Here is a 26,164-nt window from a genome sequence, read left to right as displayed (position 1 = left end):
TCGCGTATTCTTGATCATAGCGTCGAATCTGCATTGCGAACCTCGGGTGGTGTGCTGATCGATGGTGTCCGTGCGTCCGGCAAGACGCAGACGGGGCGCCACCACGCCGAATCGGTCGTGATCCTCGATGATGGTTCGCCTAGTGTTGCAGCTGCTCTCCAGGTGGATCCGCGCTTGCTGCTCGAGGGCGAGACTCCGCGCCTCGTTGATGAGTGGCAGCTGGCACCCGAGCTGTGGAATACGGCCAGGCATGAGATCGATCGGCGTGGCATGAAGGGCCAGTTCATTTTCACCGGGTCATCGGTTCCCGCTCAGGATGCGATGCGACACTCCGGTGCACACAGATTCGTGCGTCTGCGGATGCGCCCTATGACTCTCGAAGAGCGTGGGCTAGGAGTTGGAACCGTCTCGCTCGGGGGCCTCTTCGACGGTGATTTGCCCACCCCTGCTCTCACCTCGCCGATGGATGTTCCCACAATGCTCTCTGCCCTCGTGCATGGAGGGTGGCCAGCAGACCTTGATTTGGCAGAGAAGGACGCCCAGCGTAATCTGCGCGCGTACCTTGAGGATGTTGCTGTCAGTGACATTGCGCGCCTGGATGATGAACCGCGCCGTAACCCACGAACAGTGACAGCTTTGCTGCGCTCGCTGGCGCGCAACCTGTCGTCCGAGCTGAAGCTGACAACGATCGCGGCGGATATGCGAGGCGTCGGTGATATTCAGCCGCGTACCGTTAGCGGGTACATCGGTTCGTTGGAACGTATCTTCCTTGTCGAGGAACAAGACGCGTGGTCTCCACAGATACGCTCGAAGACTGCTATTCGCTCCGCCTCTAAGGTTCACTTTGTTGATCCGGCGCTGGCTGCTGCGGCCTTGGGAGCATCCTCGCGTAAGCTGCTCGCGGACTTGAACACGGCGGGACTCTGGTTCGAATCGATGGTCGTCCAGCACCTGCGCACCTACATGCAGGAGCTTGGGGGGCAGGTCATGCACTACCGAGATAAGGCGGGACGAGAGGTCGATGTGATTGCCGAGCTCCCTGATGGTCGATGGGGAGCGATTGAGGTCAAGCTCGGGCAACCCGCGATACCTGCTGGAGCCAAGAGTCTGATGCGATTCCTTGAGGTGGTTGACGATGAGCGCATGGGGGAGCCTTCCTTTGCTGCTGTCGTGACGGCTGATGGTCCAACGATGACGCTCGAGGGCGGGGTTACCACGTTCTCACTGGCCGCTCTCACCGCCTCATGAACGAACGTCGGGGAGTCCCACTGACAGCGCGAGAAGGAAACGGGCCGAACGCTTCGTGATCTGCCCAACCGGGCCCCTGCCTCGTCGCGGGGCCAAATCCCGGTACGATAGGCGCATGACCGATTCTTCTACGCCCACGCAAGCACCCGCAGACGACACCCCCGAGCAGGTCAAGGTTCGCGCGGCCAAGCGCGCCCGCCTCATGGAGGCCGGCATTCCCGCCTACCCCGTGCGCCTGCCGATCACCACCACCATCAAGGCGGTGCGCGAGAAGTACGCTCACCTCGAGGCCGGCGAAGAGACCGAGGACTACGTGGGCCTGGCGGGCCGCGTCATCCTCGCGCGCAACGGCGGCAAGCTGTGCTTCGCGACCCTCATGGACGGTGAGGGCAACAAGATTCAGGTCATGCTCTCCGCCGCCTCCGTCGGTGCCGAGTCCCTGGCCGCCTACAAGAACGACGTCGACCTGGGCGATCACCTCTTCGTCCACGGCCGCGTCATCTCCTCGCGCCGCGGCGAGCTGTCGATCTTCGCGACCCCCGCAGAGGTCACGCCCGAGGCACAGGCCGCCTACGACGCCGCGCCCACCGCGCTGCCCGCCCCCGATGCCTCGTGGGCCATCGCCTCCAAGGCGATCCGCCCCCTGCCCAAGACCTGGACCACCGAGGACGGCGAAGAGATCACCCTGTCCGAGGACCAGCGCATCCGCCGCCGCGAGCTTGACCTGATCACGCGCCCCGCCGCGCGCGACATGATCCGCATTCGCGCGGCCGTCAATCGTTCGATCCGCGAGAACTTCTTCCGCCGCGACTACATCGAGCTCGAGACGCCGATGCTGCAGGCGATCCACGGCGGTGCTGCCGCGCGTCCCTTCGTCACGCACATGAACGCGCTCGACACCGATCTCTACCTGCGCATCGCGACGGAGATCTACCTCAAGCGCGCGGTCGTCGGCGGCGTGGACCGCGTCTTCGAGATGAACCGCAACTTCCGCAACGAGGGCATGGACTCCTCCCACAGCCCCGAGTTCACGTCTCTGGAGGCCTACGAGGCCTACTCGGACTACAACGGCATGGCCGAGCTGACGCGTGACCTCATCCAGCAGGCTGCGCGCGACGCGTTCGACCTGTCTGAGGGCGAGGAGATCGTCCGCCTGGCCGACGGCACCGAGTACGACTTGTCGGGGCAGTGGGATCGTATCGACCTGTACGGTTCCACCTCCGAGGCCCTGGGCGAGGAGATCACGGTGGAGACGCCGCGCGAGACCCTCGTCAAGTACGCCGAGCGCATCGGCCTGGAGGTCGACGACTACGCGGTCTCCGGCAAGATCGTCGAAGACATCTTCGAGGAGCTCGTCGCCTCCAAGCTGTGGGCGCCGACCTTCGTCTACGACTTCCCGGAGGACACCTCCCCGCTGACCCGCTACCACCGCTCGCGCCCCGGCCTGACCGAAAAGTGGGACCTGTACGTGCGCGGCTTCGAGACGGGCACCGCCTACTCCGAGCTGGCTGACCCGGTCGTCCAGCGCGAGCGCTTCGAGGCGCAGGCACTTGCGGCCGCCAACGGCGACCCCGAGGCCATGGTCATGGACGAGGACTTCCTCGTCGCCATGGAGCAGGGCTTCCCGCCGTGCGGCGGCATGGGCATGGGCATCGACCGCCTGCTGATGGTGCTGACCGGCCAGGGCATCCGCGAGACGATCCCGTTCCCGCTGGTCAAGCGCCTGGGCTGACGTTAGACGCGAGAGGGCCCCGGCCTCGTTCCCTGTAGGAGGGACGAGGCCGGGGCCACTTCGTGCGTTCGCGCGGTCGCGGGCTTAGACGAAGGAACGCCGGGACGACATGCGCGTGTGGACGAGGTCGAGGAGCTCGTGCGCGGCGCCGTCGTCGAGGACGAGGTCGGTGGCGACCCCCGCGCGCAGGGCTCCCAGCAGCGGGAGTGCCTTGGAGGTGCCGGAGACGACGCACAGGCGGCGCGGGATCTTCTTGAGCGTGGATGGGCATGGGCCGGACGCGCGGTCGTTGAGGTGCATGTTCGTGGAGCCGTCCTCGCGGATGAGGACGGTGCACACGTCGCCGACGACGCCGTCGTTTTGCGCTGCGGCGATCTCGTTGGGGTCGAGGAATCCGCCCGAGTAGACGTGGGAGGGTAGGCGTGCGGACATTGATCCCACGCCGAACAGGGCGACGTCGGCGCTGTCGATCGTGTTGAGGACCGACTGGACGGAGCGCTCGCGCCAGAGCGCTTCCTTCGTGTCCGCGTAGTCGAAGAAGGCGGGGACGGGGAAGTTGACGATGCGCCCGCCGATGGCCTTAGCGGCTCGGGCGATGATGGCCTCGGCGTAGGGCATGCCCGACTCGGTGGCCGTTGCCGCGCCGTTGAGCTGGACGACGGTGGAGCCCGGGAAGGACACGTGGGGCATTGCGCGCGTGACCTCGGCGGTCGTGTTTCCCCAGGCGATGCCGAGGGTGACGCCGGGGAAGAGCATGTCGACGAGGTGTTCGGCGGCGACCAGTGCAACGTTGTGCAGGCGGTTGACCTCGGTGTGCACGTCGTGAACGGGGACGACCGAGACCTGGACTCCGAACAGGTCGGCGATCTGGCCGGCGAGGGTGCCTTTCAGGCCGGGGGATGCGGACACGGAAATGCGTACGAGGCCGACTTCTCGCGCGTGGGCGAGGAGTCGCGAGACCGAGGATCGCGATATCTGCAGGTGGTGGGCGATTGTTTCCATCGTCTGGCCCTGGAGGTAGTACATCGAGGCGGCCTCGTGAGCCTGTTCGTCACGTATTGTCACGTTTTCTAGTGTGCCATGCACAGGCGTGCAGGTGTGTGACTTTCGAGATCAGATAGAGTGTCGGCCAATCTGGAACGATGCGTGGCAGATGACCAGGGTCACACCTGTAGGCTTGCACGGATGTGCACTCGGTTTGGGCTAACGTGCATCAAGTGCCATACTGTGACGTGACCCGCGAATCATATCCGAGCGGATACCGTTCGACGGTACACAGTTAGCGGTGGTACAACACCGGTGACCCGGTGCGAAGACGCGCCGGAGAAAGATAGGGAAACATGCTCACAACACTGCTCCCGGCAGCCGCCGATATGGCTGCCCCGACCACGGGCCAGCTTTTCTGGTCTGAGTTCCTCGGCACTGCCGTCCTCCTGCTCCTCGGTGGCGGCGTCGTCGCCACGAACCTCCTGCCCAAGTCCAAGGGCAAGGGCGGCGGCTGGCTGCTCATCAACTGGGGATGGGGCCTGGCGGTCTTCGCCGGCGTCTATGTTGCCTTCCGCTCTGGCGGCCACCTGAACCCCGCCGTCACTATTGCCAAGGCTGTCGGACACGCCTTCGACTCCTCCGTTGAGCTCGCCCCCGGCGTTGCGGTCAACACCACCAACATTCTCGTCTACATCGTTGCTCAGTTCCTCGGCGCCTTCGTCGGTGCGGTCCTGTGCTGGCTGACCTTCAAGAAGCACTTCGACGAGGATTGCGACCCCGCCCTCAAGCTGGGCGTCTTCTCCACCGGCCCCGAGATCCGCTCCTACGGTTGGAACTGCCTCACTGAGGCCATCGGCACCGCCGTCCTGATCCTGTGGGTCTACGTCTCCGGCTACACCGAAACTGCGATCGGCCCGCTCGGCGTCGCCCTCATCATCGTCGTCATCGGTAACTCGCTCGGTGGCCCCACCGGTTACGCCATCAACCCGGCCCGTGACCTCGGCCCGCGTATCGCTCACGCGATCCTGCCGATCAAGGGCAAGGGCGGCTCCGACTGGGGTTACTCCTGGGTTCCCGTCGTCGGCCCGATCATCGGCGCCATCGTCGGCACCGTCATCTACTTCCTCGCTCTCGCCTGAGAGTGAGTGCGCGGGCGAGGCCGGCGTGGCCTCGCCCGCGTGGAACCCCACCGCCGGGGTGACATTTTCTGGGACTGGGAAGTCCCAACAGCCGCGCAGGTGGCTAGGCGCGGCATACACAACGATGTGACAACGCCACCGAAAGGACACTCATGACCACCGAAAAGTTCGTTCTCGCCATCGATCAGGGCACCACTTCGACCCGCGCGATTATCTTCAACCACTCCGGCGAGATCGTCTCCGTCGGCCAGAAGGAATTCACGCAGATCTTCCCGAACCCGGGCTGGGTCGAGCACAACCCCATCGAGATCTGGGACACCACTCGTACCGTCGTCGCGGAGGCTCTGCAGAAGGCGGAGATCAACCGTCACCAGCTGGCGGCCGTGGGCATTACTAACCAGCGCGAGACCACCGTCGTGTGGGATAAGAACACCGGCGAGCCCGTGTACAACGCGATCGTCTGGCAGGACATGCGTACCTCCGACATCGTCAAGGAGCTCGAGGGCGACGAGGGCCCGGATCGCTTCCGCCAGATCTGCGGCCTGGGTCTGTCCCCGTACTTCTCGGGCTCCAAGATCAAGTGGATCCTGGACAACGTCGAGGGTGCACGTGAGCGCGCCGAGGCCGGGGACCTGCTCTTCGGCAACACCGACTGCTGGGTCCTGTGGAACCTGACGGGCGGCGTCAACGGCGGCGTTCACTGCACCGACGTCACCAACGCCTCGCGCACCATGCTGATGGATATCCGCACGCTCTCCTGGCGTGAGGACGTCTGCGAGATCTTCGGCATTCCGATGTCGATGCTCCCCGAGATCAAGTCCTCCTCCGAGATCTACGGCTACGGCCGCAAGAACGGTCTGCTCGTCGATACCCCGATCGCGGGCATTCTCGGCGACCAGCAGGCGGCCACCTTCGGCCAGGCCTGCTTCGAGAAGGGCATGGCGAAGAACACCTACGGCACCGGCTGCTTCATGCTCATGAACACCGGCACGGAGCCCGTCTTCTCCAACAACGGTCTGCTCACCACGGTGGCCTACAAGATCGGCGAGCAGCCGGCCGTGTACGCCCTCGAAGGCTCGATCGCCGTCGCCGGCTCGCTGGTCCAGTGGCTGCGCGATAACCTCGGCATGATCGTCAAGTCTTCGGACATCGGCGAGCTGGCCAGCACGGTCGAGGACAACGGCGGCGTCTACTTCGTCCCCGCCTTCTCCGGCTTGTTCGCCCCCTACTGGCGTTCGGACGCTCGCGGCGCGATCGTGGGCCTGACCCGGTACGTCAACAAGGGCCACATCGCCCGCGCCGTCGAGGAGTCGACCGCGTTCCAGAGCGCCGAGGTCCTCGACGCGATGAACGCCGACGCCGGCGTGCCGCTCAAGGAGCTCAAGGTTGACGGTGGCATGACGCACGACGACCTGGTCATGCAGTTCCAGGCCGACCTGTGCGGCGTCGACGTCGTTCGCCCGAAGGTCATTGAGACGACCGCTCTGGGTGCCGCCTACGCAGCCGGTATGGCCGTGGGCTTCTGGTCGGGCACCGACGATGTCGTGGCCAACTGGCAGGAGGGCAAGCGCTGGACGCCGTCCATGGAGCCGGCCGAGCGCGACCGCACCTACCGCCTGTGGAAGAAGGCCGTGACGCGTACGCTCGACTGGGTCGACGACGACGTGTTGTGACAGTCATTCCATAGACACTGACGAGGCCGGGGCTGCGTTGAGCGGTCCCGGCCTCGCCGCGCGCGGGAGGGGCGCGTTAGAACGTCTCGAAGGAGACGCGCGCGCCCCCGGCCTGGATAATGCGCGAAATGTCGCGGACTATGCGGGCGGAGCCGCACACGTAGTACGTGGCCTGGGGGTCGATGCCCTCGGCGTTCAGGTAGTCGGTGATACGCCCGTAAAACGTGCCGGGCGCCGCCTCGCGGCTGACGCATCGAATGAGCGGGGGCAGCGGTGTGCCCGCTCGGCCTGTCAGGTCGTCTTCCGTCCGTGAGTATCCGACGATGAGTATGTCGTCGTCGCGCTTGTCGGCCTCGAACGCTGCGAGGAATGGGGCGATGCCCGTGCCGGTCGCGATGAAAATGCGTCGGTGTGGTGCCTCGGCGTCGGTCGTGCTCCGGTCTGGCGTGACGAGCCAGTGGCCGTAGGGCAGCTCGAGGTCGACGTCGTCGCCGGGTGCGATGGTGCGAGCCCAGGAGGCGCCCGCGCCCTTCGTGCGCACGTCAACGAGGAGCCTGACGGTGCGCCCGGGGGCTGATGCGAGGGAGTACGGTCGCCATTCGAATGGAGAGACCCGAACGAGCGCGTACTGGCCCGCCTCCCACGTCGCGCACTCGGGGAGTGCGAGCGCGATCTCGCGAACTGTGGGGGTGATCCAGCGGGTGCTCTGTGCCGTCGCCCGATAGCGCCTCGCACCGGCGGCGCGTTCAGTTGCGGAGTCGTGGGAGAGTGCGGCGCGACCCTGGGGCCCACCCTGTCCGCTCAGTGAGCGCATGATGCGGGGATATCCGGCGGGCCCGAGCACCTTGCAGGCCGTGGACATGCCAGCCAGGGCGGCGCCCACGATGCCGGGCATTCCGGCGTCCTGCCCGGTCAGGAAAAGACCGTCGATGGGGGTCGAGGGGGAGGTCAGGTCCGCGGTGAAACGCTCGGGCGTGAGGGGTAGTCCGTAGAAGCATCCGCCCTCGTGTGATGTGAAGTGTTCGATCGTGAGCGGGGTGCCAACCTCGACGAAGCGCACACTGTCCTTGAATCCGGGTATGGTCGTGTCCGCGAGGTCGATGAGTCCGCGTGCCATCGCCGACGTTAGGCGTTCGTAGTCCGCCCCGCGCATCCCCGGCCTCGTTCCTGACCATCGGTCGAAGGCCTCCGGTCGGGCGAAGGAGACGATTTCCGCGGTCGCGTGGCGGTCTCCGGCTTTGATTCCCGGGAACGAGATGAAGGCTGATTGAGGGCGTCCCTGGCACAGGTCCTCGGTCATCTGCTCCAGGTCGTCGGGTCCCCGGCCCTTATTGACCCAGACGTTCGAGCCGTCCACGCCGGCGGGGTAGTGGTCGAGTGTGAGGTAGACGGTCACCGCGGAGCCCCCGTGCCCGAGGCGGGCGACGTGTTCGCGGACACATGCAGTGAGCGCGCCGATCGGACCGGTCGCCCGCAGTAGCTGGGTGTAGGTTTCGCGCGCGCCGACGCCGGAAATCACGATGGGAGCACGCTCCTCGTAGGAGATGGGAGCGGGACCGCTGCGATCGGTGACGCGCACACCCACTGCTCGCCCGTCCTCGACGAGGATGTCGTCGACGTCCTGGCACAGGCGAATCTCGCCTCCGGATGCGCGGATCCGCTCCTCGATCATGCGCGCGATCTGCCCGCTTCCGCCGCGTGGGAACCATGCGCCATCCATGTAGTGGCACACGATCATCGCGTGGGCAACGAACGCGCTGCGAGCGGGCTCGACCCCGTAGTCGCCCCAATGCGTGGTGAGGAGGGCGCGCAGGGCCGGGTCGTGGAAGCGGCGCTCCATGTAGTGCTCTGTCCGTTCCAGGGCACATCCTGCCCGCAGGCGCAGCGCGAGGCGAATGGCGGGGGACGCCTGTGGCGGGACCATCTCGGCCATGTAGCGCAGCGACATCCACGAATAGGCGCGCGTCACGTCCCGGCAGTAGCGTCGAATGGCTCTCTTCTCGCGTGGAAACAGGGAGATCAGGAGGCGTTGGTACTCCTCGATACTGGATGGGATTGTGACGTCGAGGCCGTGGTCGGGGAGGACGAAGCGGTCATAGCCCGTCGGCATTCGGTTCCACGTGAGCGCGCCGCCGGTGAGGTAGTCAAACAGCTGGCGTGGGCGGGATCCCGGGTGCATGTCGCCGACGTAGTGCAGCCCGACATCCCAGGAAGCGCCCATCCGGCGGAACGAGTGGGTGAGACCGCCGGGGGTGTGGTGCTTTTCGAGGACGAGCACGCGCGCTCCCGCGGTTCCGGCAAGGAGGCCGGCCGTCGTGAGCGAGCCGATGCCCGAGCCGATAATGATCGCGTCATACATGGAAACTCCCAAAACTAGACAGTGTCTACTTATGACAACATGTGCGCTAGACGCTGTCAAGTTTGGCTGCTGTCTCGGTTACACTGAGTCCATGACGCGCTCTACGAAATCCGAAGGACTGCGCGAGGCGATCCTCGCGATCAGTCGCGATCTCCTCAACGAGGGCGGGCCCTCCTCCCTGTCCATGCGCGAAGTGGCTCGTCGTGCGGGCTGTACGCACCAAGCTCCCTACCACTACTTCCAGGGGCGCGAAGGAATCCTCGTGGCGCTTGTCGAGGAGGGATACCGCTCACTCGAACGGTCGCTGTGCGAGGCCAGGGAGTACAGCGAAGGCGCGTCGCCGCAGGATGTGACACGAGCCGCCGGACACGCCTACCTCACGTGCGCGCTGGCGAACCCCGGGGTCTTCCGGATCATGTTTCGATCGGATATGTACGATGCGGCCGCGCATCCGGGACTAGCGCAAGCCAGCATGGCGGCACGCTCCCAGCTGCGATCGTTGGCGCGCATCGCTTATGGGACCGACGATCCACACGCGGAAGTGACCCTGTGGGCATACATTCACGGCCTCGCCACTCTCGTCCTTGATGGGCCGCCGGCCCTCGGCAGCGGAGGCGACGCGCAGCGCTTCGCCCGCCACACCATCGAATCGCCCTTCTTTATCGACGGAGTGACGGGTGAATGATGGGCCTTGTGCCTATGAGGGGAAATGTCTAGGACCCAAGGCCGATCAGGGCCAGGCAATCGTCGGTTACTCTAATTCCATGGAAAACCCTAATGATCAAACGACATACCTCGTCGTAGATGGCGAGAATATTGATGCGACGCTGGGCCTTTCTGTCCTCGATCGTCGCCCGAATCCCGAGGAGCGCCCCCGCTGGGACCGTGTCCTCGAGAGCGCGCACGGCCGCTGGGGCCAGAAGGCCAAGGGCCTATTCTTCCTGAATGGTTCGTCCGGCTTCCTGCCGATGGGCTTCGTTCAGGCGCTCACGGCCATGGACTACTCGGTAATTCCCCTGGCGGGTCCCGCCGAGATGAAGGTCGTCGACGTTGGCCTCCAGCGCACCATGGACGCGATCGCGCAGCTCGGCACGGGCGACGTCATCCTGGCCAGCCACGACGCAGACTTCCTGCCCCAGATCGAGACCCTCCTCGACCAGGGTCGCCGCGTCGCGGTCATGTGCTTCAAGGAATTCCTCTCCTCCCAGCTCCACGAGCTGGAGGAACGAGGCCTGGAAATCATCGACCTCGAATACGACGTGCACGCCTTCCAGGTGCGCCTGCCCAGGCTCCACATCATCGACATCGACGACTTCGACCCGATGGCCTTCCTGTAAGCCTGAGAGGCGCGCGACGCGCAGCGCAGAGATACCAAACGAGCCGGGCGGCCCCGCGAGGGGCCGCCCGGCTTATCTATGCCTGGATGAGCGACGAGGCCGCGTGGCTCACGCCTGCGTGTTCTTACCCTTGAGGGCGGCCAGGCGAGCCTCGATCTCCACCTGCGAGGAGTCGGTCTGCAGCTCAGCGAACTGGGCATCCAGCGACGATGAGGCCAGTTCCATCTTGCCCTGGGCGAGAGCCTCCTGCTGGCGCACGCGATCCTCGAAACGACCGAGTTCGCTCGTGGGATCCAGGATGTTGATGGAGTTGAGGGCGTCGGTCACCTGTGCCTGCGCCCGCGCGGTCTTCTCGCGGGCGATCAGCTGGTCACGGCGGGTCTTGAGCTCGGAGAGCTTATCCTTCATCTGAGCGAGACCGGTCTTGAGGCGCTCGGCAACATCACGCTGAGAAGCGAGAGCGGGTTCCTCGGTCTTGACCTCGTTCTCGAACTGGATCTGCTTACCGAGAGCGACCTTAGCCAGGTTATCCCACTTATCGGCTCCTGCCTCGTCTCCGGCGGCGCGCAGCGAGTCAGCCTTCGCGGAAGCAGCGGCCGCCTTCTGGCCCCAGTCAGCAGCTGCCTTGACGTCCTCCTCGTAGTCACGCTCCGCCATGCGCAGGTTGCCCAGCGTCTGAGCGATCGCGTTCTCGGCCTCGATGATCGAGTTGGTGTAGTCGCGGATGAGCTGGTCGATCATCTTCTGCGGGTCCTCGGCCTTGTCGAGGAGCGCGTTGATGTTCGCCTTGGCGAGCTGAGCGATGCGGCCCAGGATCGTCTGCTTTTCGGCCATGATGTTCTCCTTTGTGGGGTGGTGCGCATGTGCGCGGGTTGTGCGCGAGGAGAGAGCCTCGCTGGTCTTGGTGGGTGAACTACTGTGAGTCCGAACCGGATGGTGGACCGGTACGTGTCGGGGAGGGCGTCGTCGTCACGGTGTGCGCGTCCCTCCCGATTGGCGCCCGGCGGTGCGCAGCGGATCAAGCGTGGCGTTCAGCTTGGCTTCCGTGGCGCGCGCGTGCTCGAGCGCGTCGAGCGGATTGTCGTTGTGAATAAGGGCCTCCTGTGCCCGTGCGATCGCCGCACGAGCATCGGTGATGAGGGGAGCGAGCAGGGTCTGGTCGGTCTGGAGGTTGTCAGCCTCCTCAATACCCGAAGAGAGGGACGCGATGGTAGCGCCAAGACGATCCTCGATGTTATCCAGATCGAGTTTTGCCGTGAAGATCGCGTTCGTTTCGTGGTAGGCCATGAGGAGTGCTCGTTCGGCAGTATCGACTGCGGAAGCTGCGAGTTCGGCGTCCGTGTCAATGATTGCCTGGGCGGACTCAATGGCGCTGCGCGCAGAGGTGAGCAGCGACGCGGCCTTGTCGGGATTGTCCTCGAGTGCAGCCAGTACCGTGCCGGGGTAAATGCTGGCAATGGTCGCCAGCTCCTCCCTGGAGCGCTCGACGTCAGCCAGCTCTTCGGTCAGGCGCTCCTGGGCTTCAGTCAGGCGAGTGGGCAGAGCGGTGCGCTCGGAACGCTTCGTGCTGAAGGGAGCCTGAGCATCGCGCAGAAGGCCGAGGTGCGTGTCGAGATCGCTGACCATCTGTGACGCTAAGCTCTTCTTAGTCGCTGGGTTGTACGTCGCGTGGCACTGCTTCAGAAGGGCGTCCCCGCGAGAGAGCGCCTCCTTCGCCGCCTTGATGCGGTTACGGAACTGTTCGGTTGCCGCGATACCGAACTGTGCGCGGGCGTAGTCCCATTCCTTTTCGGCGTCGCGTACTTCCTGATCGGCTTGGGACAAGCGATCACTCGCCTGCTGGACCGCCCTGTCGGCATCTCGCTGCGCGGCCTTGTCCTCGCGCTCATCCCTGCGGCGCGATATGCGCCATGCGGCCGTTTCAATTTCTATGGCTTGTTTTTCTTCTTCTCGCTGCTTGGTCCACAGTTCGAAGAAAATGCCGATCACAAAGAGGAAACCCACGCCGAGGAATGCGAGAACGGTCTTGATTTTGTCGTACTTGGTTTCCTTTGTCAGATCCTGGTTATATGCCTCGCGGCGGGAGGCAATTTCCTCGGCCGTGTAGTAGGAGTTGCTAAGGTCGCTGATGAAGGCTGTTGGGCCCGCAGCTGCTTCCTCGGGGGTGAGCGGGGTCGACTTGTATGCCCGACGGGCTGCCGATAGTGCACTCTTAATGTAACCTTCGGTCAACACATTGCCGCGTATCAACCGAGCCATCTCGTTGCCAACGCAGTAGACGTCCGTTCCGTCCTCATATCCGACAACGTAGAGGATGACCTTGTCGTTGTGCTCGATATTGGCGAGGGTGGACTGGCACCACTTCGCCGGTTCCTGGTCGGAAAAGTTGGGGACGATGACGATGTAGACAGGAACGGAATACTTGGAGTCGAGGGATTCTGCGCGGGTCTCGATCTCCGCGCGCTGCTCGTCGCTGAGGAAGCCGTCCGAATCGGTGACGTATCCGCTCGGCGTGAGCGGCTCGGTCGCAAATGCTGGCGCGCCAACGACAAGCATCGCGGCCGTCATAACGGCTGCGATACCCATGCGTCGAATCCGTGGCACGCGATCCTCCTTGGTGAGTGGCGAACAGATAAAAATACATGATTGCGGATGATAATGTCCACATAATCTTGTAGGGTCTGTCACATTATGTCGATCTGTGATGAGTGTATACGACGATCAGGTACGGGTGACAGTTGCGCCTACACGGACGGGGGTAAGCAATGGGTCGTCGAACGCCTCCTCTAGTGTCGCCCTGGCGCTGCAATCGCTCGCTCAGCGAGCGTCGTGGCGCGCGAGGCCGCTGCGCTTGCCTGCAGGGGATCTTCGTCGAGGGCTTCGCGTGCCGCGGTCATCGCTTGCTCGGCCTCGCGCATCAGCTTGTTCACGTCGAATAGAGCCGACCCTTCGTGCCTGTTCAAGTGCTCGCGAGCCCGGGTCAGGGCAGCATCGGCATTGCGGATGTCGCGCTCGGCGGTCTCTCGCGCCCCGCGCTGCGCGCCATCCTGAGTCGTCAGGGGTGCGAGCAGAGCCTCCAGCCGGAGCTCCACATCGCGCAGGCTCTCGAGAGCGCCGAGGGGGTCCTCGTCACTGACCAGCGCGCGCTGGCCCTGGGAGATGGCGGCCTCTGCCTCGTCCAGAAGGGGGCCGAAGGGAGCGGCGGCGGAATCGAGGTTCTTCGCATCCGAGAGGGACTGAGACACGGAACCGATGGAAGCGGCGAGCTTCTCGCGGAATGTATCGAGGTCGGTCTTTGCGGAGAAAATGGCATCCGTCTGCGCGTTTGCCATGGACAGTGCGCGCTGGGCGGTATCCAGTGCGGAGGCTGCGCGGGTGGCGTCGGTGTCGAGATGCGCGCCGGCCGTCTCCAACGCCGCACGAGCGGACTCCAGCAGTTGTTCCGCGCGCTGCGGATTGTCCTGGAGGGAAGCGAGCATGGATGCGGGGTAGAGGCCCGCGATGCTCGTCAGCTCTTCCTTCGCGCGCTCCAGGTCAGCGAGTTCCTCGACGAGGCGCTCGCGGGCATCGGCGACCTGCGCGGGAAGCGATAGCCGCTTCTCGCTCTGTGCGGCGAACTCCTGGCGAGCATCCTGGAGCGGCGGAAGGTTCTTGTCGAGATCCGCCGTGATTGTCGAGGCGAGGCGTCGCTTGGTGTGAGCGTCTGGGGTGAGCTCTATCTGTTCGTAGGTGTCGAAGCCCCGTGCAATCGCATCCTTTGCTGCCTCGAGGCGGTGCCCGTACTGTTCGGTCGCAGCGCTACCGAACTGGGCGCGAGCGTAGTTCCAGTCCTCTTCCGCGCCGCGCACCTGCTCCTCGGCCTCCGACAGGCGCCGCCTGGCCTCCGCAGCGGCCCTCAGGGCGTCGCGCCGCACGGTGTCCACGATCGGGGTGCGATCCTCGGCCTCCGGGGTACGATACGTGGTCTCAGTAGTGGGTTCGTCGTCTCCGTTCAATTTCCGCCCCCACACCCATACGTTGGAGACAATGGCGATCACAATGACCGCAGATATGAGGATGTTAGCGCCGCGCTTCCTCTTCTTTTCTTCCTGCTCTCTTTCTTCCCTCGCCTTTTTCTCTTGTTCCTGGCTCTTGCGGTGGCTGGCAGCTAGATCCGCGCTGAAGTCATATGAGCTGCGTAGGTCGCGAATGAAGGCCTCGGCACCTGCCGCTGCCTCTTCGGGGGGCAATGGCGTTGTTTTGTACTTGCGATGGGCGGCACTGAGCGCGCTGTCCATCATTATCCTGGTGCTGTAATCCGACATCTCCCGAGCCATTTTCGCGTCCGTGCAGAACGCATCCGTGCCATCCTCGTAGGAGACAACGTAGAGGATGCCTTTTTCGCTTGTGCGTGATTGCTTGAGGGTAGCCTCACACCAAGCGGACGGTTTCTGACCAGAGAAATCGGGGACCACGACGACGTCGATGATCGTGTTGTACGTGGTATAGAACGCCTGCGCGGGAGACTCGATCGTTGCGCGTTGCTCGTCGCTCAGGAAAGAGTCCGGATCGGTGACGTGTCCCTCTGTGGTGAGGGGCTCGGTTGCGAATGCGGGCGTGCCGCCGACGAGCAGCGCAACCGCCATGATGGCGACGAGGCCGAGGCGTCGGATCCGTGACACGTTGCCCTCCTGTTCGTCGGGAACTGATAAACGCTCGCTGCGGGTCACGGGGTCAGAAACTGCCGGAGGCCGACGACCATCCGGAGTCGGAGCTCCCGCTGCCCCAATCGGAGCCGCCCGAGCCCCAGTCGGAACCGCCGCCCGAGGCGAAGGACCAGCCGGAGCCGGAGGAGCGCGATCCGCTGCGGAAGGGATCGAAGTCATCGTCGTCGTAGTGGTGATGGTGATAGTGATGGTGAGACCCGGCGTTCGAGAACAGAGTCGACCACAGGAGGAAGTCGCCCAGCGAGGATCCGGTGAAGGATCCGTTGTTGCCCGTGGGCTGTCCCCACGTGCCGCCGACGTTCTGGATCGGCGTCGCCATGACGTTATCGGCGAGGGCGCGCGCGTTTGTTGCATGGGACATCGCAGCATCGGGGTCCTCGTCGAGCGCGTCGCGTGCGCTGCTGAGGGCAGTCTCCGCGTCGTTGAGCGTGGAACGGACATTCAGGTCGATGGCGCCTCGCCGACCCTGCACGTAGCGCTGTGCCTGGGCCACGGCCGAGTCCGCCAGGGAGATTTGCGCCTCCGCGGCGGCGTACGCCTTCTGGTAGGCCTCCTCCTTCGTGCGCAGTGGCTCGAGCGCAGCGTCGAGTGTCGCCTCGGCCATGCGCAGATGCTCGAGAGCGGCGAGCGGATCACCGTTGTTTGCCAGCGCGGCCTGCGCCTCTTTGATTGCGGCCCGCGCGTCGGCCACCATCGGATCGAAGACGGTCGGATCCGTGTCCAGGTTGTCGACGTCTGTGATGTCCGAAGAAATGGAGCTGATCGCGGCGACGAGGCGATCGCGGATGGCGTCCAGGTCGGACTTGGCGGAGAAAATCGCGTCCGTCTGGTGTTTTGCCATCGTCAGGGCGCGCAGGGCGGTGTCGAGGGCGCTTGAAGCCCGTGCACGGTCGGTGGATACCGCCGCGTCGGCGGCGTCGAGTGCACTGCGAGCCGAGGTAAGCAACGCCGAGGCCTGCTCCGGATTGTCCTGGAGGGACGCGAGCATCTGCGTCGGGTACAGGGACGCGATGGAGGCAAGCTCGGCCTTCGCACGTTCGAGGTCCGAGAGCTCTTCGGCGAGGCGTTCGCGTGCTTCGCTGATGCGCTCGGGGAGGGACGCCTGTTCGGCGCGTTTGGCCGCAAACGACGCCTGGATGGCGCTGAGCGGGTTCATGTTGGCCCCCAGGTCGGCCATGATGGCGGTGGCCAGTCGCAGTTGCTCGGCGGGTACGGGCGTCGAGTTCATCTGGGATTGTGCGCTGAAACCGCGGGAGACAGCCGCCTTACCGATGTCGATCGCCTGGGCAAAACTATCGGTGGCGCCGAGGCCGAACTGGGCACGAGCGAAGTCCAATTCGTCTGACGCCGTGCGGATCTGTTCATCGGCAGCCAGGAGTTGGCGGTTCGCTTCCTGGACCGCCCGTGCTGCGGCTTGGGCGTCGACCTGCGCCGCCTGCTGCGCGACGACCCTGTTGCGCTTCGACGAGCGTGACACGGCGAAGCCGATGACACAAAAGCCGGCGACCAGGACGATGAGGAACAGGAAGATGGCGAGGATCGCGCCCATGCCGTCGCTGGAACTGGACTCGGAGGCCCTGGAATTGCTCGACGAACCTGAGCGCGATGGGCTCGAGGAGTTTGCGTTGACGAGAGTGTCGACGAAGGCGTTGACGCCCCTGGCGCCATCGGAGGAAGTGAGCGGCTTCGACGACAGCTGAGCCTCCGAGGCCCTGACCGCGCTTTGGAGCACGGACGGGGAGGTCCCGTTGTAGACGCACGCGGCGTCGTGTCGCTCAGAGTAGGCGATGACGTAGACGATGGTTCCAGCGTTCAACGATGAACGCTGGACGGTCTGCTGGCACCACGTCTGCGCATCCATGCCCGACAAGTTTGCGACAAAGACGACGGAGACGTTCATGCCGTGGGACGCAGCCTTGCTCGTGGCTGACTCGACCGACGAACGGTCGGAGTGAGACAGCCATCCGTCTGGGTCTGTCACGCTTCCGTTGACGCTCAGGGGGGAGGCAGCGAAGGACGGGAGTCCGAGTGCAAGCAGTAGCGTGGTCAGCACAGCGACGAGGCTGAAGCGGCGGATTCGTGACACTGGGTCCTCCTGCGAAGTGGCGAACAGAGAAACATACATCACGCCACACGGTCCTGTCGAGCATGTGACGAAACCAGCGTCGCGTGATTGTTGCCCTGGGGTCAGTCTACGTGAAAGTTGGCTCTTCCTGGGATGAGCGGTGCTGTTCGCTACAGGCGTCGGCCCGTCTCCCACGCGCACGGGGAGAGCGCCCTATGATAGGGGGAGCCCATTGGGCTCACAGACTATTGAGAGAAGGAGGGGACTATGCCCACCGGTAAAGTGAGGTTCTTCGACGCGGATCGCGGTTTCGGTTTCATCGCAGGAGACGACGGGGCGGATGTCTTCCTCCACTCGTCCGCGCTGCCGGCCGACCACCCCAACCCCCGAGTGGGTGCTCGCGTGGAGTATTCGGTCGCCGACGGACGCAAGGGACCGCAGGCCCTGAGCGTGCGCTTCCTGAAGGAGACAGCTTCCGTTGCCCGAGCCAAGCGCCGCAAGCCGCAGGCGATGGTGCCCGTCGTCGAGGACCTGATCAAGCTCCTTGACTCGTCGAGTGCCGCCCTGCGTCGCGGATCGTACCCGGACAACGCGACCAAGATCGCGAAGGTGCTGCGCGCCGTCGCAGAGGAATTTGATGCCTAAAACTGTGGCCCGTGTGCGGGCAGTGAAGAAGGACGCCGTCCTCGAGGGTGCCGTCGACGTCGCGCGCGCTGGCGCCGAGGCCGTGGCCCATCCGCGTCCCGTCGGCGATCACGTCGGCTTCGAGATGGTGTCGGAGCGCCTGGGGACTCACTATTTCGCGTCGACTGACGCGGGGTACGTGGGCTGGTGCTGGGCCGTCACGGTCGCGCGCGTGCCGCGCGGGCGCGTCGCCACCGTGTGCGAGGTCGATATGACTCCTCGCGAGGGTGCGCTTCTCGCCCCCGAGTGGGTGCCGTGGGAGGAACGCCTGCGTCCCTCGGATATTTCCCGTGACGACGTCCTGCCCTACAAGGCGGAGGACGAGCGCCTTGAGCAGGGGTTCGAGGACACGAGCGATGACCCGGATCTGCCGATCGTGCGCGAGCTTGGCCTGGGGCGAGCCCGCGTCCTGTCGCAGGAGGGGCGCGATCAGGCGGCTAAGCGCTGGTACGATTCCGAGCGCGGGCCGAAGTCGGGGCGTCGCCCGCGTAACACCTGCTCTTCGTGCGGCTTCCTCATGAAGATGAGCGGCGACATGCGCACCATGTTCGGCGTGTGCGCGAACGAGTGGGCCACCGACGACGGGGCCGTCGTGTCCCTGGATCACACGTGTGGGTCCCACTCGGAGACCGACGTCCCCAAGAACGGCACGGCATGGCCGGTGCGCCCGTCGCGCATCAACGAGGGGGCGCTCGATGCGGAGCCGATGCCGCGCGTGTCGGAGGAGTCGAAGGCGGACGAGGCCGCGACGGGCGAGGCTGACGAGGCCGGAGCATCGGCGGCTTCCGAACAGGCCGACTGACGCCCGCTTCCGTGATGAACTGAGAGATAGCATCCGAGACCAGGTCTCGGGTGCTTTCTCAACAAGTGGGCATACGGCGATTTTGTTTGCGTGCTCGCCCCCGAAAAGGCACGATTGTTCAGTGAGCACACAAGAAAAAACCGCCCCATCCCACGGCGGCTTCGCACAGTCACTTGATTCGTTCTTCCAGATTTCCAAGCGCGGCTCGACGATCAGTCACGAAATCCGCGGTGGATTTGTCACCTTCTTCGCGATGGCGTACATCCTGGTCGTCAACCCGGCGATCCTGGGCAACGCCGTTCCCAAGGACGGTTCCATTACGACCCAGGGCATCGCTGCTGGCACCGCGCTCGTCGCGGGCATCATGACGATCCTCATGGGTGTCGTCGCGAACTACCCCCTGGCGCTCGCCGCCGGCCTCGGCCTCAACGCGGTCGTCGCCTTCACCCTGGTCCTTGGCGCCGGCCTCAGCTACGGCGAGGCCATGGGCATCATCGCCTGGGAAGGTATCCTCATCTTCCTGCTGGTTCTCACCGGCTTCCGCGAGGCCGTTTTCCGTGCGGTTCCCGCCGCCCTCAAGACCGCCATCACGGTGGGCCTGGGCCTCTTCGTGGCCCTCATTGGCCTCGTGAACGCGGGCATCGTGCGTACCGGCGCGACCCCCGTCCAGTTCGGTATCTCGGGCTCGCTCGACGGCTGGCCGGCCCTCGTCTTCGTGTCCGGCCTGTTCCTCATGATGATCCTCTACGTGCGCAAGGTAAAGGGCGCGGTGCTGATCTCGATCATCGCCTCCACGATCCTCGCAGTCATCGTTCAGGCCTTCACTCACCTCGAGCGTATTTCCGACACCAACCCGACCGGCTGGGGCCAGACCGTCCCCGAGCTCAAGGGTTCCCCGATCGCCGTTCCCGTCTTCGACACGCTCGGCAAGGTGGATCTGTTCGGCGGCTTCGGCAAGCTCGGCGTCGTCTCCGTGATCCTGCTGGTCTTCTCGCTCATGCTCGCGGATTTCTTCGACACGATGGGCACCATGGTGGCCGTCGGCGCCGAGGGTAACCTGCTGGACAAGGACGGCAACCCCCCTAAGACCCGCCAGATCCTGATCGTCGACTCCCTGGCCGCGGTGGCCGGCGGCGTCGGCGGCGTCTCCTCGAACACTTCTTACGTCGAGTCCGCCTCGGGCGTCGCCGAGGGTGCTCGTACAGGCCTGGCCTCCGTGGTCACCGGCATCCTGTTCCTGCTGTCGACCTTCCTGGCGCCCCTCGTCGAGCTGGTTCCGACCGAGGCCGCCTCCACGGCCCTCGTGTTCGTCGGCTTCCTCATGATGACCCAGGTGACCGGCATCGACTGGGATTCGCCGGAGGTTGCGATCCCCGCCTTCATGACCATCGCGTTCATGCCCTTCGGCTACTCCGTCTCCGTCGGCATCGGTGTGGGCTTCGTGACCTACGCGGTTATTCAGCTCGTCAAGGGCCAGGCCCGCAAGGTCCACCCGCTCATGTGGGTGGTCTCCGCTCTGTTCGTCATCTACTTCCTGATAGGTCCGATTCAGCGCCTCCTTGGCGTCGCCTGATTCGTCACCCTTCGCACCCTTCCCGCCCCGCCGGAGCCTTCCTCCGGCGGGGCGGTCGTATCCTGGGAAAATACGCCGAGGAAGGATGAGCGCCGGTGGGCGCCCCGGCCTCGTTCGGTGCCTGCAGTGAGAGAGGGAGGATTGGCGTGTCAGCAACATTCGCGTCCATGCGCTACGTGAACTACCGGTATTGGTTCGTCGCCTCCCTGATTGCCTCGACCGGCGCGTGGCTTCAGCGCGTCGCCCAGGACTGGTACGTGCTGACGGTCCTCACTGATCACGACGCCTCGCAGGTTGGCGTGGTCACCGCCCTGCAGTTCCTGCCGATCATCCTGTTTTCGGCGTGGGCGGGAGTCCTCGCGGATCGCATCCCCGGGCGCCGTCTCCTGCAGTGCACGCAGACGGGGGTCGGCCTCGTCTCCCTCATCATCGGCGTCGTTGTGCTGACGGGGACGGGCGAGCTCTGGCACCAGTACATCCTGGCCTTCATTTCGGGGACGATCTCCGCCATCGATACCCCGGCGCGCCAGGCCTTCGTGGGCGAGCTCGTGCCTCAGGACAAGATGGCGAACGCCGTCGCCCTCAATGCGACCGCCTTCCACACGGCGCGCTTGATTGGCCCGGCATCGGCGGGTTTCTTCATCGACTGGTGGGGTATTGGTCCGGTTTTCGTCATCGACGCGGTCATGTTCCTCGCCCCTGTCATCGCGCTGGCGCTCATGCGAGGCGACCGACTGTATCCGCGCACGCTCGTGCCGCGCGCCCGCGGCCAGCTGCGTGAGTCCGTGATCTACGTGCACAGTCGCACCGACATTCGCATTATTCTCGCGCTGATCTTCGTTGTGAGCGCCCTGGGCATGAACTTCCAGATGACGAGCGCTCTCATGGCCACGACGGTGTTCGGCAAGGCGGCGGGCTCCTTCGGCATTCTTTCGACCTTCATGGCCTTCGGTTCGATTCTCGGATCCACGGGAGCTGCGCGCCGTGCTCCTCGCCTGCGCACGATTCTCATGGGTGCCGCCTTCTACGGGACCGCCGAGATCCTGCTGGGCCTGTCGCCCTCGTACTGGTGGTTTGCCCTCCTGTCGATTCCCACAGGCTTTGGCATGTTGACGATGAATACGAGTGCGAACGCCCTCGTACAGACGCGCACCGATTCCGATAAGCGTGGCCGCGTCATGGCCCTGTATTCGCTCGTTTTCCTGGGTGCGACGCCGATCGGCTCGCCGCTCGTCGGCTGGGTGGGGACGATGTTTGGGGCGCGCTGGTCGATCCTGGTCGGCGGCATCGCATCGCTGGGCATCGCACTGGTGTGCGGCGTATGGGCGATGATCCACTGGAAGGGGCGCGTCGTGCGCCGCCGCTCGTTCCCGTGGGTGGGTATTGAAGCTGATTCCTCGGTGGACGCGCCGAGCCGTTCGATCGACGCCCTCTGACGGGTGCCACTGGGGAGTTTAGAGCACCCGCTCCAGACAGTAGTCGATGCAGGTGAGAAGGGCCTCCACGTCCTCGACCTCCACGCTCGGCCACGTGCCGATGCGCAGCTGGTTGGCGCCGACGCCGCGGTAGGCGCCGATGTCGACGATCCCTCGCGCGCGCAGGTGTGCGGCCAGCTCGGCCGCGCTCACGGCCTCGTCGATCTCGATCGTGGCGGTCACGGGGGAGCGCCACGCCGGGTTCTCCACGAAGGGACGCGCGGCTAGGTTCGCCTCGGCCCAGTCGTAGATGAGGGACGAGGCCTGGGCGCAGTGGGCGCTCACGGCGCTCATGCCGCCGCGGCCGAGGAGCCAGCGCACCTGGGCATCCGCCATGATGATCGTCGCGAGCGCGGGCGTGTTGAGGGTCTGGTCCTTGCGCGAGTTCTGTACCGCCGCGGTGAGCGATAGGAACTGGGGGACCCAGCGCCCGTCCGAGCCCTCCTCGAGGCGATGTGCTCGCTCGATGGCGGCGGGGGAGAGGATGGCGACCCACAGGCCGCCGTCCGAGCCGAGAGCCTTCTGAAGAGAAAAGTAGTAGGCATCAACCTGCGTGAGGTCGACGGGCGCGGCGCCGGCGATCGACGTGCCGTCCACGAGGGTGAGTGCCCCCGGGGCCTCGACGCGGTAGACGGGGGAGGCGACGCCGGTGGAGGTCTCGTTGTGGGGGTAGGCGTAGGTGTCGACGTCATCGCGCGGGGTCACGGTAGCGAGCGAACCAAAGGCGGCCTCGTCGATGAGCGGATCGCTCAGGTGCGGCGCGCGGGTGGCTTCGGTGGCGAACTTCGCGCCGAATGCGCCCCAGGAGCCGAAGGCTGCGCGCGAGGAGATCAGGCAGGCGCAGGCTGCGTCCCAGAACGCGGAGGCGCCGCCGTTACCCAGGACCACCTCGTAGTCGTCGGGGACCGCGAGGAGCGTGCGCAGGCCGTCCTTGAGCGAGGCGACGACGTCTCGCACGGGCATGGCGCGGTGCGAAGTGCCCATCAGGAGCGGGGAGGAGAGCGCCTCGATCTGTGCGCTGCGCACCTTGGAAGGGCCGCAGCCGAAGCGTCCGTCGGAGGGAAGGAGGGCCTGGGGGATGTCGGGAAAAGCCACCATGACGACAGCCTAGTCCCCTGAAGCGAGGTATTTCCATCACGTTCATTAATCGAATTATCGTGAGCATCCACACGTCGACACGCCTGTTTTTCCGCATCAACGCGTCGTTCCACGTGCGCAAACGAAGGTGACCCTATTGTGTGTTTATTACATGCCTGATAAAGGAGGGCGTCATGGCAGACCTGATCGACACCACTGAGATGTATCTCAAGACCATCCTCGAACTCGAGGAGGACGGGGTCACCCCCCTGCGTGCGCGCATCGTCGACCGCCTGGGGCACTCCGGCCCGACGGTCTCGCAGACGGTCGCGCGCATGGAGCGCGACGGGCTCCTGCATGTGATGGGGGACCGCCGCCTCGAACTGACTGAGGCTGGCCGCGCACACGCCACCGAGGTGCTGCGCAAGCATCGCCTGGCCGAGCGTCTCCTCCTCGACGTGATTGGCATGGACTGGGTCCAGGTTCACGACGAGGCCTGCCGCTGGGAGCACGTGATGAGCGATGCCGTCGAGGCGCGCCTGCAGGAGCTGCTGAGCAACACGTCCGTGGACCCCTACGGCAATCCGATGCCTGGCTGTGAGCAGCTGGAGGGTGCTTATTCCGCCGAACTGGCGGTTCGTTCGCTCGAGGCCGGCGTCCTCACGCTGGCGCGCATCGGCGAGCCGATCCAGGCGGACGCGGAACTGCTGGCCTCCTTCGATGAGCTGCGTCTGCGTCCTGGCGCTCGCGTGGAGCTGTCGGCGCACGGCGACGTCGTGCGCGTCGCGGCCCTCGACGAGGCCGGGAACGTCCGCGGCTACCTGACGATGCCGATGGCGTTGGCGGCTCATCTCTTCGTGCGCGGTGAGTGAGCGCTCTTCGTTGACGAGGCCGGGGCGATAAGCCCCGGCTTTTGTCGTCTACGGGGTGTGTCTCGAATCGCGAAACGTGTGAGGGGGCGGGGTTTTTCCCGAGATTGCGGGACGCAAATGTCACGGAATGGTAACGATGAGGAGGGTCACTGTTACCAGAACGTGACATTGGCCGGTTGGTCAGGCTATAGTGAATACCGGTCATCAGACCACCCGCCTATCCGGCACCCGAAGTGAGACGACGGATAGAGCGGAAATTTCGTCTCACGCGGGGAACCCAACCGCGGCTCCTCGGAGCCTAGGGGTGAAGCTCGCCAGCCGAGCCGGACTTCCCGTCCGAACCCGACAGCTAACCTCGCAGGGAAACAGGGAGAACATGAGTGAAGACTTCTAAGCCTGCTCCGCGTCACCGCCTGGCACGTCGCCCGCTGACCGACACCATGGTCGAGGGCCTCAACGCCTCCACCGCAGCTCGTCCGATCGCCTTCGCGTCGGCAGCCGGTGTTGCGCTGACCGCGATCGCCGCCGGCGTTGCGAACGCCGCCCCGGCGACCCCTCAGTCTGAGCCGCAGAGCGCGGACCTGAACACCACGACCGTCGCGGTCGATGCTGTGACCACGGTTGAGGTTCCCGACATCGCATGGACCGCCGAGGAGGACGCGACCGCGTCCGCCACTGCCGAGGCCCCCGCACCGGCACCGGCTGCTACCACCGCGACTGAGCAGTCGTCCGATTCCGCTGCTTCCCGTTCGGAGTCCCGTTCCGACGCCACCTCGGGCGATATCTCCGCTCGTCAGGCCGCCGTGAACGCCTCGGGTTCGGATATCGTGTCAGTCGCCCTGGGCCTGACCGGCATCCCCTACGTCTACGGCGGCGAGTCCCTCGCGGGCCTCGACTGCTCCGGCCTGGTCAAGTACGCGTACGCGGCTGCCGGCATCAACCTGCCGCACTCCTCGTCCGCCCAGGCCGCCGGTGGCACCATCGTCTCTGACCCGCAGCCCGGCGACATCGTGTCCTACCCCGGCCACGTCGCCATCTACATCGGCGGCGGCCAGATGGTTGAGGCCACGGTGCCCGGTCGTCTCTCCCAGATCTCGCCGGTTCGCGCTGGCGCCACCTACGTGCGCTACTGAGCCTGCGATAGACAGCTGGTGATCCCCGCAGCCCGCATGGGCTGCGGGGATCAGTGCGTCGAGGCAGGTTGGGCTTTCGCTGGCTGTCAAAATGCGGCACAATATAAGTGACTGCCACCACGAGGAGGACACCATGAGTTCTACCGAAGTCATTCTGGTCGGTGTCGATGGCTCGACGGAGAGCCTTGCCGCCGTCACCTGGGCCGCTGATCGCGGCGCGCGCACCGGAGCGCGCATTCATTGCCTGTGCACATACGCGCTGGCCTCCTACTCAGCCGCCGCCCTGGACGGCGGTTACGCCGTGCTCGACGACGAGGCCTTGAAAGCAGGGGCTGAACAGGTCGTCGAGGAAGCCAAGGCCGTGGCACGTGAGCACGGCGCCACGCATGTGTCCGGCTCGACCGAACCGGGAGATCCGGCCGGCGTCCTCATTGACTTCTCCGCCGAGGTCGACATGATCGTCGTCGGTTCCCGCGGCGGCGGTGGATTCGCTGATCGCCTGCTCGGCACCGTCTCCTCGGCCCTCCCCGCGCACTCCAAGTGCCCCGTTGTCGTCGTCCCGCGCCACACCTCGGGCAAGAACTTCACGCCCGTCGAACGCATCGTCGTCGGCGTGGACGGCACCGACCAGCCGTCGTGCGCCCTCAAGCGCGCGATTGGCGAGGCGGACCTGTGGGACGCGCGCGTGACAGCCGTGTCCGCCGTCCCGATCGCGGTCGGCCCCTCCGTCATGACGTGGACGCCTACCGGCGTCGACCACTCCGCCCTCCTCGCGCAGGTACGCGAGGGCATGGATGCGGCCATCACGGCTGCTCTCGATGGCAAGGACGTGCACGTCGCACGCCACGCCCTCGATGGCTCCGCGGCGTCCCTGCTCATCGAATTCTCGACCGCCGTCGACCTCGTCGTCGTCGGCACACGCGGGCGCGGAGGCCTCGCCGGGGTACTCCTCGGCTCGACCTCCCAGACGGTACTTGGACACTCGACCTGCCCGGTCATGATCGTTCCCTCCGCCCACCTGGGAGAAGGGACAACCGCGGTGCACACCGAGTGGGAGCGCCGCTAACCCCACGTCGGCACGAGGCCGGGGACCGCGCGTGGATGCCCCGGCCTCGTTCGTTTTATTGGCGAGCCACGGCCCGCTGCACCGGTGTACGCGGCCGGTGAGGGGGCAACGCCGCGCGCACTTTGCTACAGTGGGCGCGGACAACTTGTCACGCCCTCGTAGCTCAGGGGATAGAGCACCGCTCTCCTAAAGCGGGTGTCGGACGTTCGAATCGTCTCGGGGGCACACATAAGGGA

General features: G+C 65.3%; 20 protein-coding genes, 1 tRNA gene and 1 riboswitch. Of the genes, 14 read left to right on the top strand and 7 right to left on the bottom strand.

The window, feature by feature from the left end:
* Window positions 1-51 precede the first annotated feature (51 nt).
* Complete coding sequence (locus tag O3684_RS07735; RefSeq protein ID WP_500066112.1) at window positions 52-1,248, top strand: ATP-binding protein; 1,197 nt, start codon at window positions 52-54, stop codon at window positions 1,246-1,248.
* 115 nt (window positions 1,249-1,363) lie between these two features.
* Entirely contained in the window at window positions 1,364-2,980 is a 1,617-nt protein-coding gene (locus O3684_RS07730) for a lysine--tRNA ligase (RefSeq protein ID WP_500066111.1), read from the top strand.
* An 84-nt stretch (window positions 2,981-3,064) separates the two neighbouring features.
* Here O3684_RS07730 and O3684_RS07725 read toward each other — a convergent pair whose 3' ends face one another.
* Window positions 3,065-4,006, bottom strand: coding sequence for a sugar-binding transcriptional regulator (locus O3684_RS07725; RefSeq protein ID WP_500066134.1), 942 nt, complete (start codon window positions 4,004-4,006; stop codon window positions 3,065-3,067).
* Between the two features lie 314 nt (window positions 4,007-4,320).
* Here O3684_RS07725 and O3684_RS07720 point away from each other — a divergent pair, with 314 nt between their 5' ends.
* Together O3684_RS07720 and glpK are read left to right on the top strand one after the other, a co-directional pair.
* Window positions 4,321-5,106 carry an MIP/aquaporin family protein gene (locus tag O3684_RS07720; RefSeq protein ID WP_500062875.1) on the top strand — a complete coding sequence of 262 codons (786 nt, stop codon included), beginning with the start codon at window positions 4,321-4,323 and terminating at the stop codon, window positions 5,104-5,106.
* A gap of 152 nt (window positions 5,107-5,258) precedes the next feature.
* Complete coding sequence (gene glpK / locus O3684_RS07715; RefSeq protein ID WP_500066109.1) at window positions 5,259-6,779, top strand: glycerol kinase GlpK; 1,521 nt, start codon at window positions 5,259-5,261, stop codon at window positions 6,777-6,779.
* A gap of 76 nt (window positions 6,780-6,855) precedes the next feature.
* Here the strand turns inward: glpK and O3684_RS07710 are convergent, their stop codons facing one another.
* Entirely contained in the window at window positions 6,856-9,138 is a 2,283-nt protein-coding gene (locus O3684_RS07710) for an FAD-dependent oxidoreductase (RefSeq protein ID WP_500066107.1), read from the bottom strand.
* Between the two features lie 91 nt (window positions 9,139-9,229).
* Between O3684_RS07710 and O3684_RS07705 the strand changes: the two genes are divergently transcribed.
* Both O3684_RS07705 and O3684_RS07700 read left to right on the top strand, forming a co-directional pair.
* A complete protein-coding gene (locus tag O3684_RS07705; RefSeq protein WP_500066105.1) occupies window positions 9,230-9,823 on the top strand; it encodes a TetR/AcrR family transcriptional regulator in 594 nt (197 codons plus the stop codon).
* Between the two features lie 79 nt (window positions 9,824-9,902).
* A complete protein-coding gene (locus O3684_RS07700; RefSeq protein ID WP_500066103.1) occupies window positions 9,903-10,475 on the top strand; it encodes an NYN domain-containing protein in 573 nt (190 codons plus the stop codon).
* A gap of 108 nt (window positions 10,476-10,583) precedes the next feature.
* Here the strand turns inward: O3684_RS07700 and O3684_RS07695 are convergent, their stop codons facing one another.
* The 4 genes from O3684_RS07695 to O3684_RS07680 form a co-directional block, all read right to left on the bottom strand.
* Window positions 10,584-11,309: a PspA/IM30 family protein gene (locus O3684_RS07695; RefSeq protein WP_500062880.1), complete on the bottom strand. Its 726-nt coding sequence runs from the start codon at window positions 11,307-11,309 to the stop codon at window positions 10,584-10,586.
* Between the two features lie 135 nt (window positions 11,310-11,444).
* The gene (locus O3684_RS07690) at window positions 11,445-13,079 is read right to left on the bottom strand and encodes a TPM domain-containing protein (protein ID WP_500066101.1); all 1,635 of its coding nucleotides are present in this window, start codon (window positions 13,077-13,079) and stop codon (window positions 11,445-11,447) included.
* A 182-nt stretch (window positions 13,080-13,261) separates the two neighbouring features.
* Window positions 13,262-15,136: a TPM domain-containing protein gene (locus O3684_RS07685; RefSeq protein ID WP_500066099.1), complete on the bottom strand. Its 1,875-nt coding sequence runs from the start codon at window positions 15,134-15,136 to the stop codon at window positions 13,262-13,264.
* A gap of 52 nt (window positions 15,137-15,188) precedes the next feature.
* Window positions 15,189-17,309 (bottom strand): TPM domain-containing protein, encoded by a 2,121-nt coding sequence (locus O3684_RS07680; protein WP_500066097.1) that lies wholly within the window; start codon window positions 17,307-17,309, stop codon window positions 15,189-15,191.
* A gap of 204 nt (window positions 17,310-17,513) precedes the next feature.
* On the opposite strand from O3684_RS07680, the gene O3684_RS07675 reads away from it, so the two are divergent.
* The 4 genes from O3684_RS07675 (at window position 17,514) to O3684_RS07660 (ending at window position 21,741) form a co-directional block, all read left to right on the top strand.
* A complete protein-coding gene (locus tag O3684_RS07675; protein WP_016460384.1) occupies window positions 17,514-17,891 on the top strand; it encodes a cold-shock protein in 378 nt (125 codons plus the stop codon).
* The gene (locus O3684_RS07670) at window positions 17,884-18,732 is read left to right on the top strand and encodes a DUF3027 domain-containing protein (RefSeq protein WP_500066095.1); all 849 of its coding nucleotides are present in this window, start codon (window positions 17,884-17,886) and stop codon (window positions 18,730-18,732) included. The genes O3684_RS07675 and O3684_RS07670 overlap by 8 nt, the downstream gene beginning before the upstream one ends.
* A gap of 121 nt (window positions 18,733-18,853) precedes the next feature.
* Window positions 18,854-20,305, top strand: coding sequence for an NCS2 family permease (locus tag O3684_RS07665; protein ID WP_500066094.1), 1,452 nt, complete (start codon window positions 18,854-18,856; stop codon window positions 20,303-20,305).
* A 146-nt stretch (window positions 20,306-20,451) separates the two neighbouring features.
* Window positions 20,452-21,741: an MFS transporter gene (locus O3684_RS07660; protein WP_500066092.1), complete on the top strand. Its 1,290-nt coding sequence runs from the start codon at window positions 20,452-20,454 to the stop codon at window positions 21,739-21,741.
* An 18-nt stretch (window positions 21,742-21,759) separates the two neighbouring features.
* Here O3684_RS07660 and serC read toward each other — a convergent pair whose 3' ends face one another.
* Entirely contained in the window at window positions 21,760-22,878 is a 1,119-nt protein-coding gene (gene serC / locus O3684_RS07655) for a phosphoserine transaminase (protein WP_500066091.1), read from the bottom strand.
* 173 nt (window positions 22,879-23,051) lie between these two features.
* On the opposite strand from serC, the gene O3684_RS07650 reads away from it, so the two are divergent.
* From O3684_RS07650 to O3684_RS07635, 4 genes are all read left to right on the top strand, one after another.
* Window positions 23,052-23,729 carry a metal-dependent transcriptional regulator gene (locus O3684_RS07650; protein ID WP_500066090.1) on the top strand — a complete coding sequence of 226 codons (678 nt, stop codon included), beginning with the start codon at window positions 23,052-23,054 and terminating at the stop codon, window positions 23,727-23,729.
* Window positions 23,730-23,970: 241 nt separating this feature from the next.
* Window positions 23,971-24,107: riboswitch (cyclic di-AMP (ydaO/yuaA leader) on the top strand.
* Window positions 24,108-24,109: 2 nt separating this feature from the next.
* Window positions 24,110-24,862 carry a C40 family peptidase gene (locus tag O3684_RS07645; RefSeq protein WP_500066088.1) on the top strand — a complete coding sequence of 251 codons (753 nt, stop codon included), beginning with the start codon at window positions 24,110-24,112 and terminating at the stop codon, window positions 24,860-24,862.
* Window positions 24,863-24,995: 133 nt separating this feature from the next.
* Window positions 24,996-25,928, top strand: a complete 933-nt coding sequence (locus tag O3684_RS07640) for a universal stress protein (RefSeq protein WP_500062890.1) — start codon at window positions 24,996-24,998, stop codon at window positions 25,926-25,928.
* Between the two features lie 152 nt (window positions 25,929-26,080).
* Window positions 26,081-26,153: transfer RNA gene (locus O3684_RS07635), tRNA-Arg, on the top strand.
* The last annotated feature ends 11 nt before the right edge of the window (window positions 26,154-26,164 follow it).

The organism is Pauljensenia sp. 20925_1_27 (assembly GCF_041432835.1).
Taxonomy (GTDB): domain Bacteria; phylum Actinomycetota; class Actinomycetes; order Actinomycetales; family Actinomycetaceae; genus Pauljensenia.
The sequence above is the reverse complement of the archived record's forward strand: the minus strand, read 5'-3'. Positions and strand labels throughout refer to the sequence as shown.

Coding starts and splice junctions, on each gene's coding strand:
- O3684_RS07730 (WP_500066111.1), top strand. CDS start 1,364: ATGACCGATTCTTCTACGCCCACGCAAGCACCCGCAGACGACACCCCC.
- O3684_RS07725 (WP_500066134.1), bottom strand. CDS start 4,006: ATGTACTACCTCCAGGGCCAGACGATGGAAACAATCGCCCACCACCTG.
- O3684_RS07720 (WP_500062875.1), top strand. CDS start 4,321: ATGCTCACAACACTGCTCCCGGCAGCCGCCGATATGGCTGCCCCGACC.
- glpK (WP_500066109.1), top strand. CDS start 5,259: ATGACCACCGAAAAGTTCGTTCTCGCCATCGATCAGGGCACCACTTCG.
- O3684_RS07710 (WP_500066107.1), bottom strand. CDS start 9,138: ATGTATGACGCGATCATTATCGGCTCGGGCATCGGCTCGCTCACGACG.
- O3684_RS07705 (WP_500066105.1), top strand. CDS start 9,230: ATGACGCGCTCTACGAAATCCGAAGGACTGCGCGAGGCGATCCTCGCG.
- O3684_RS07700 (WP_500066103.1), top strand. CDS start 9,903: ATGGAAAACCCTAATGATCAAACGACATACCTCGTCGTAGATGGCGAG.
- O3684_RS07695 (WP_500062880.1), bottom strand. CDS start 11,309: ATGGCCGAAAAGCAGACGATCCTGGGCCGCATCGCTCAGCTCGCCAAG.
- O3684_RS07675 (WP_016460384.1), top strand. CDS start 17,514: ATGCCCACCGGTAAAGTGAGGTTCTTCGACGCGGATCGCGGTTTCGGT.
- O3684_RS07670 (WP_500066095.1), top strand. CDS start 17,884: ATGCCTAAAACTGTGGCCCGTGTGCGGGCAGTGAAGAAGGACGCCGTC.
- serC (WP_500066091.1), bottom strand. CDS start 22,878: ATGGTGGCTTTTCCCGACATCCCCCAGGCCCTCCTTCCCTCCGACGGA.
- O3684_RS07650 (WP_500066090.1), top strand. CDS start 23,052: ATGGCAGACCTGATCGACACCACTGAGATGTATCTCAAGACCATCCTC.
- O3684_RS07640 (WP_500062890.1), top strand. CDS start 24,996: ATGAGTTCTACCGAAGTCATTCTGGTCGGTGTCGATGGCTCGACGGAG.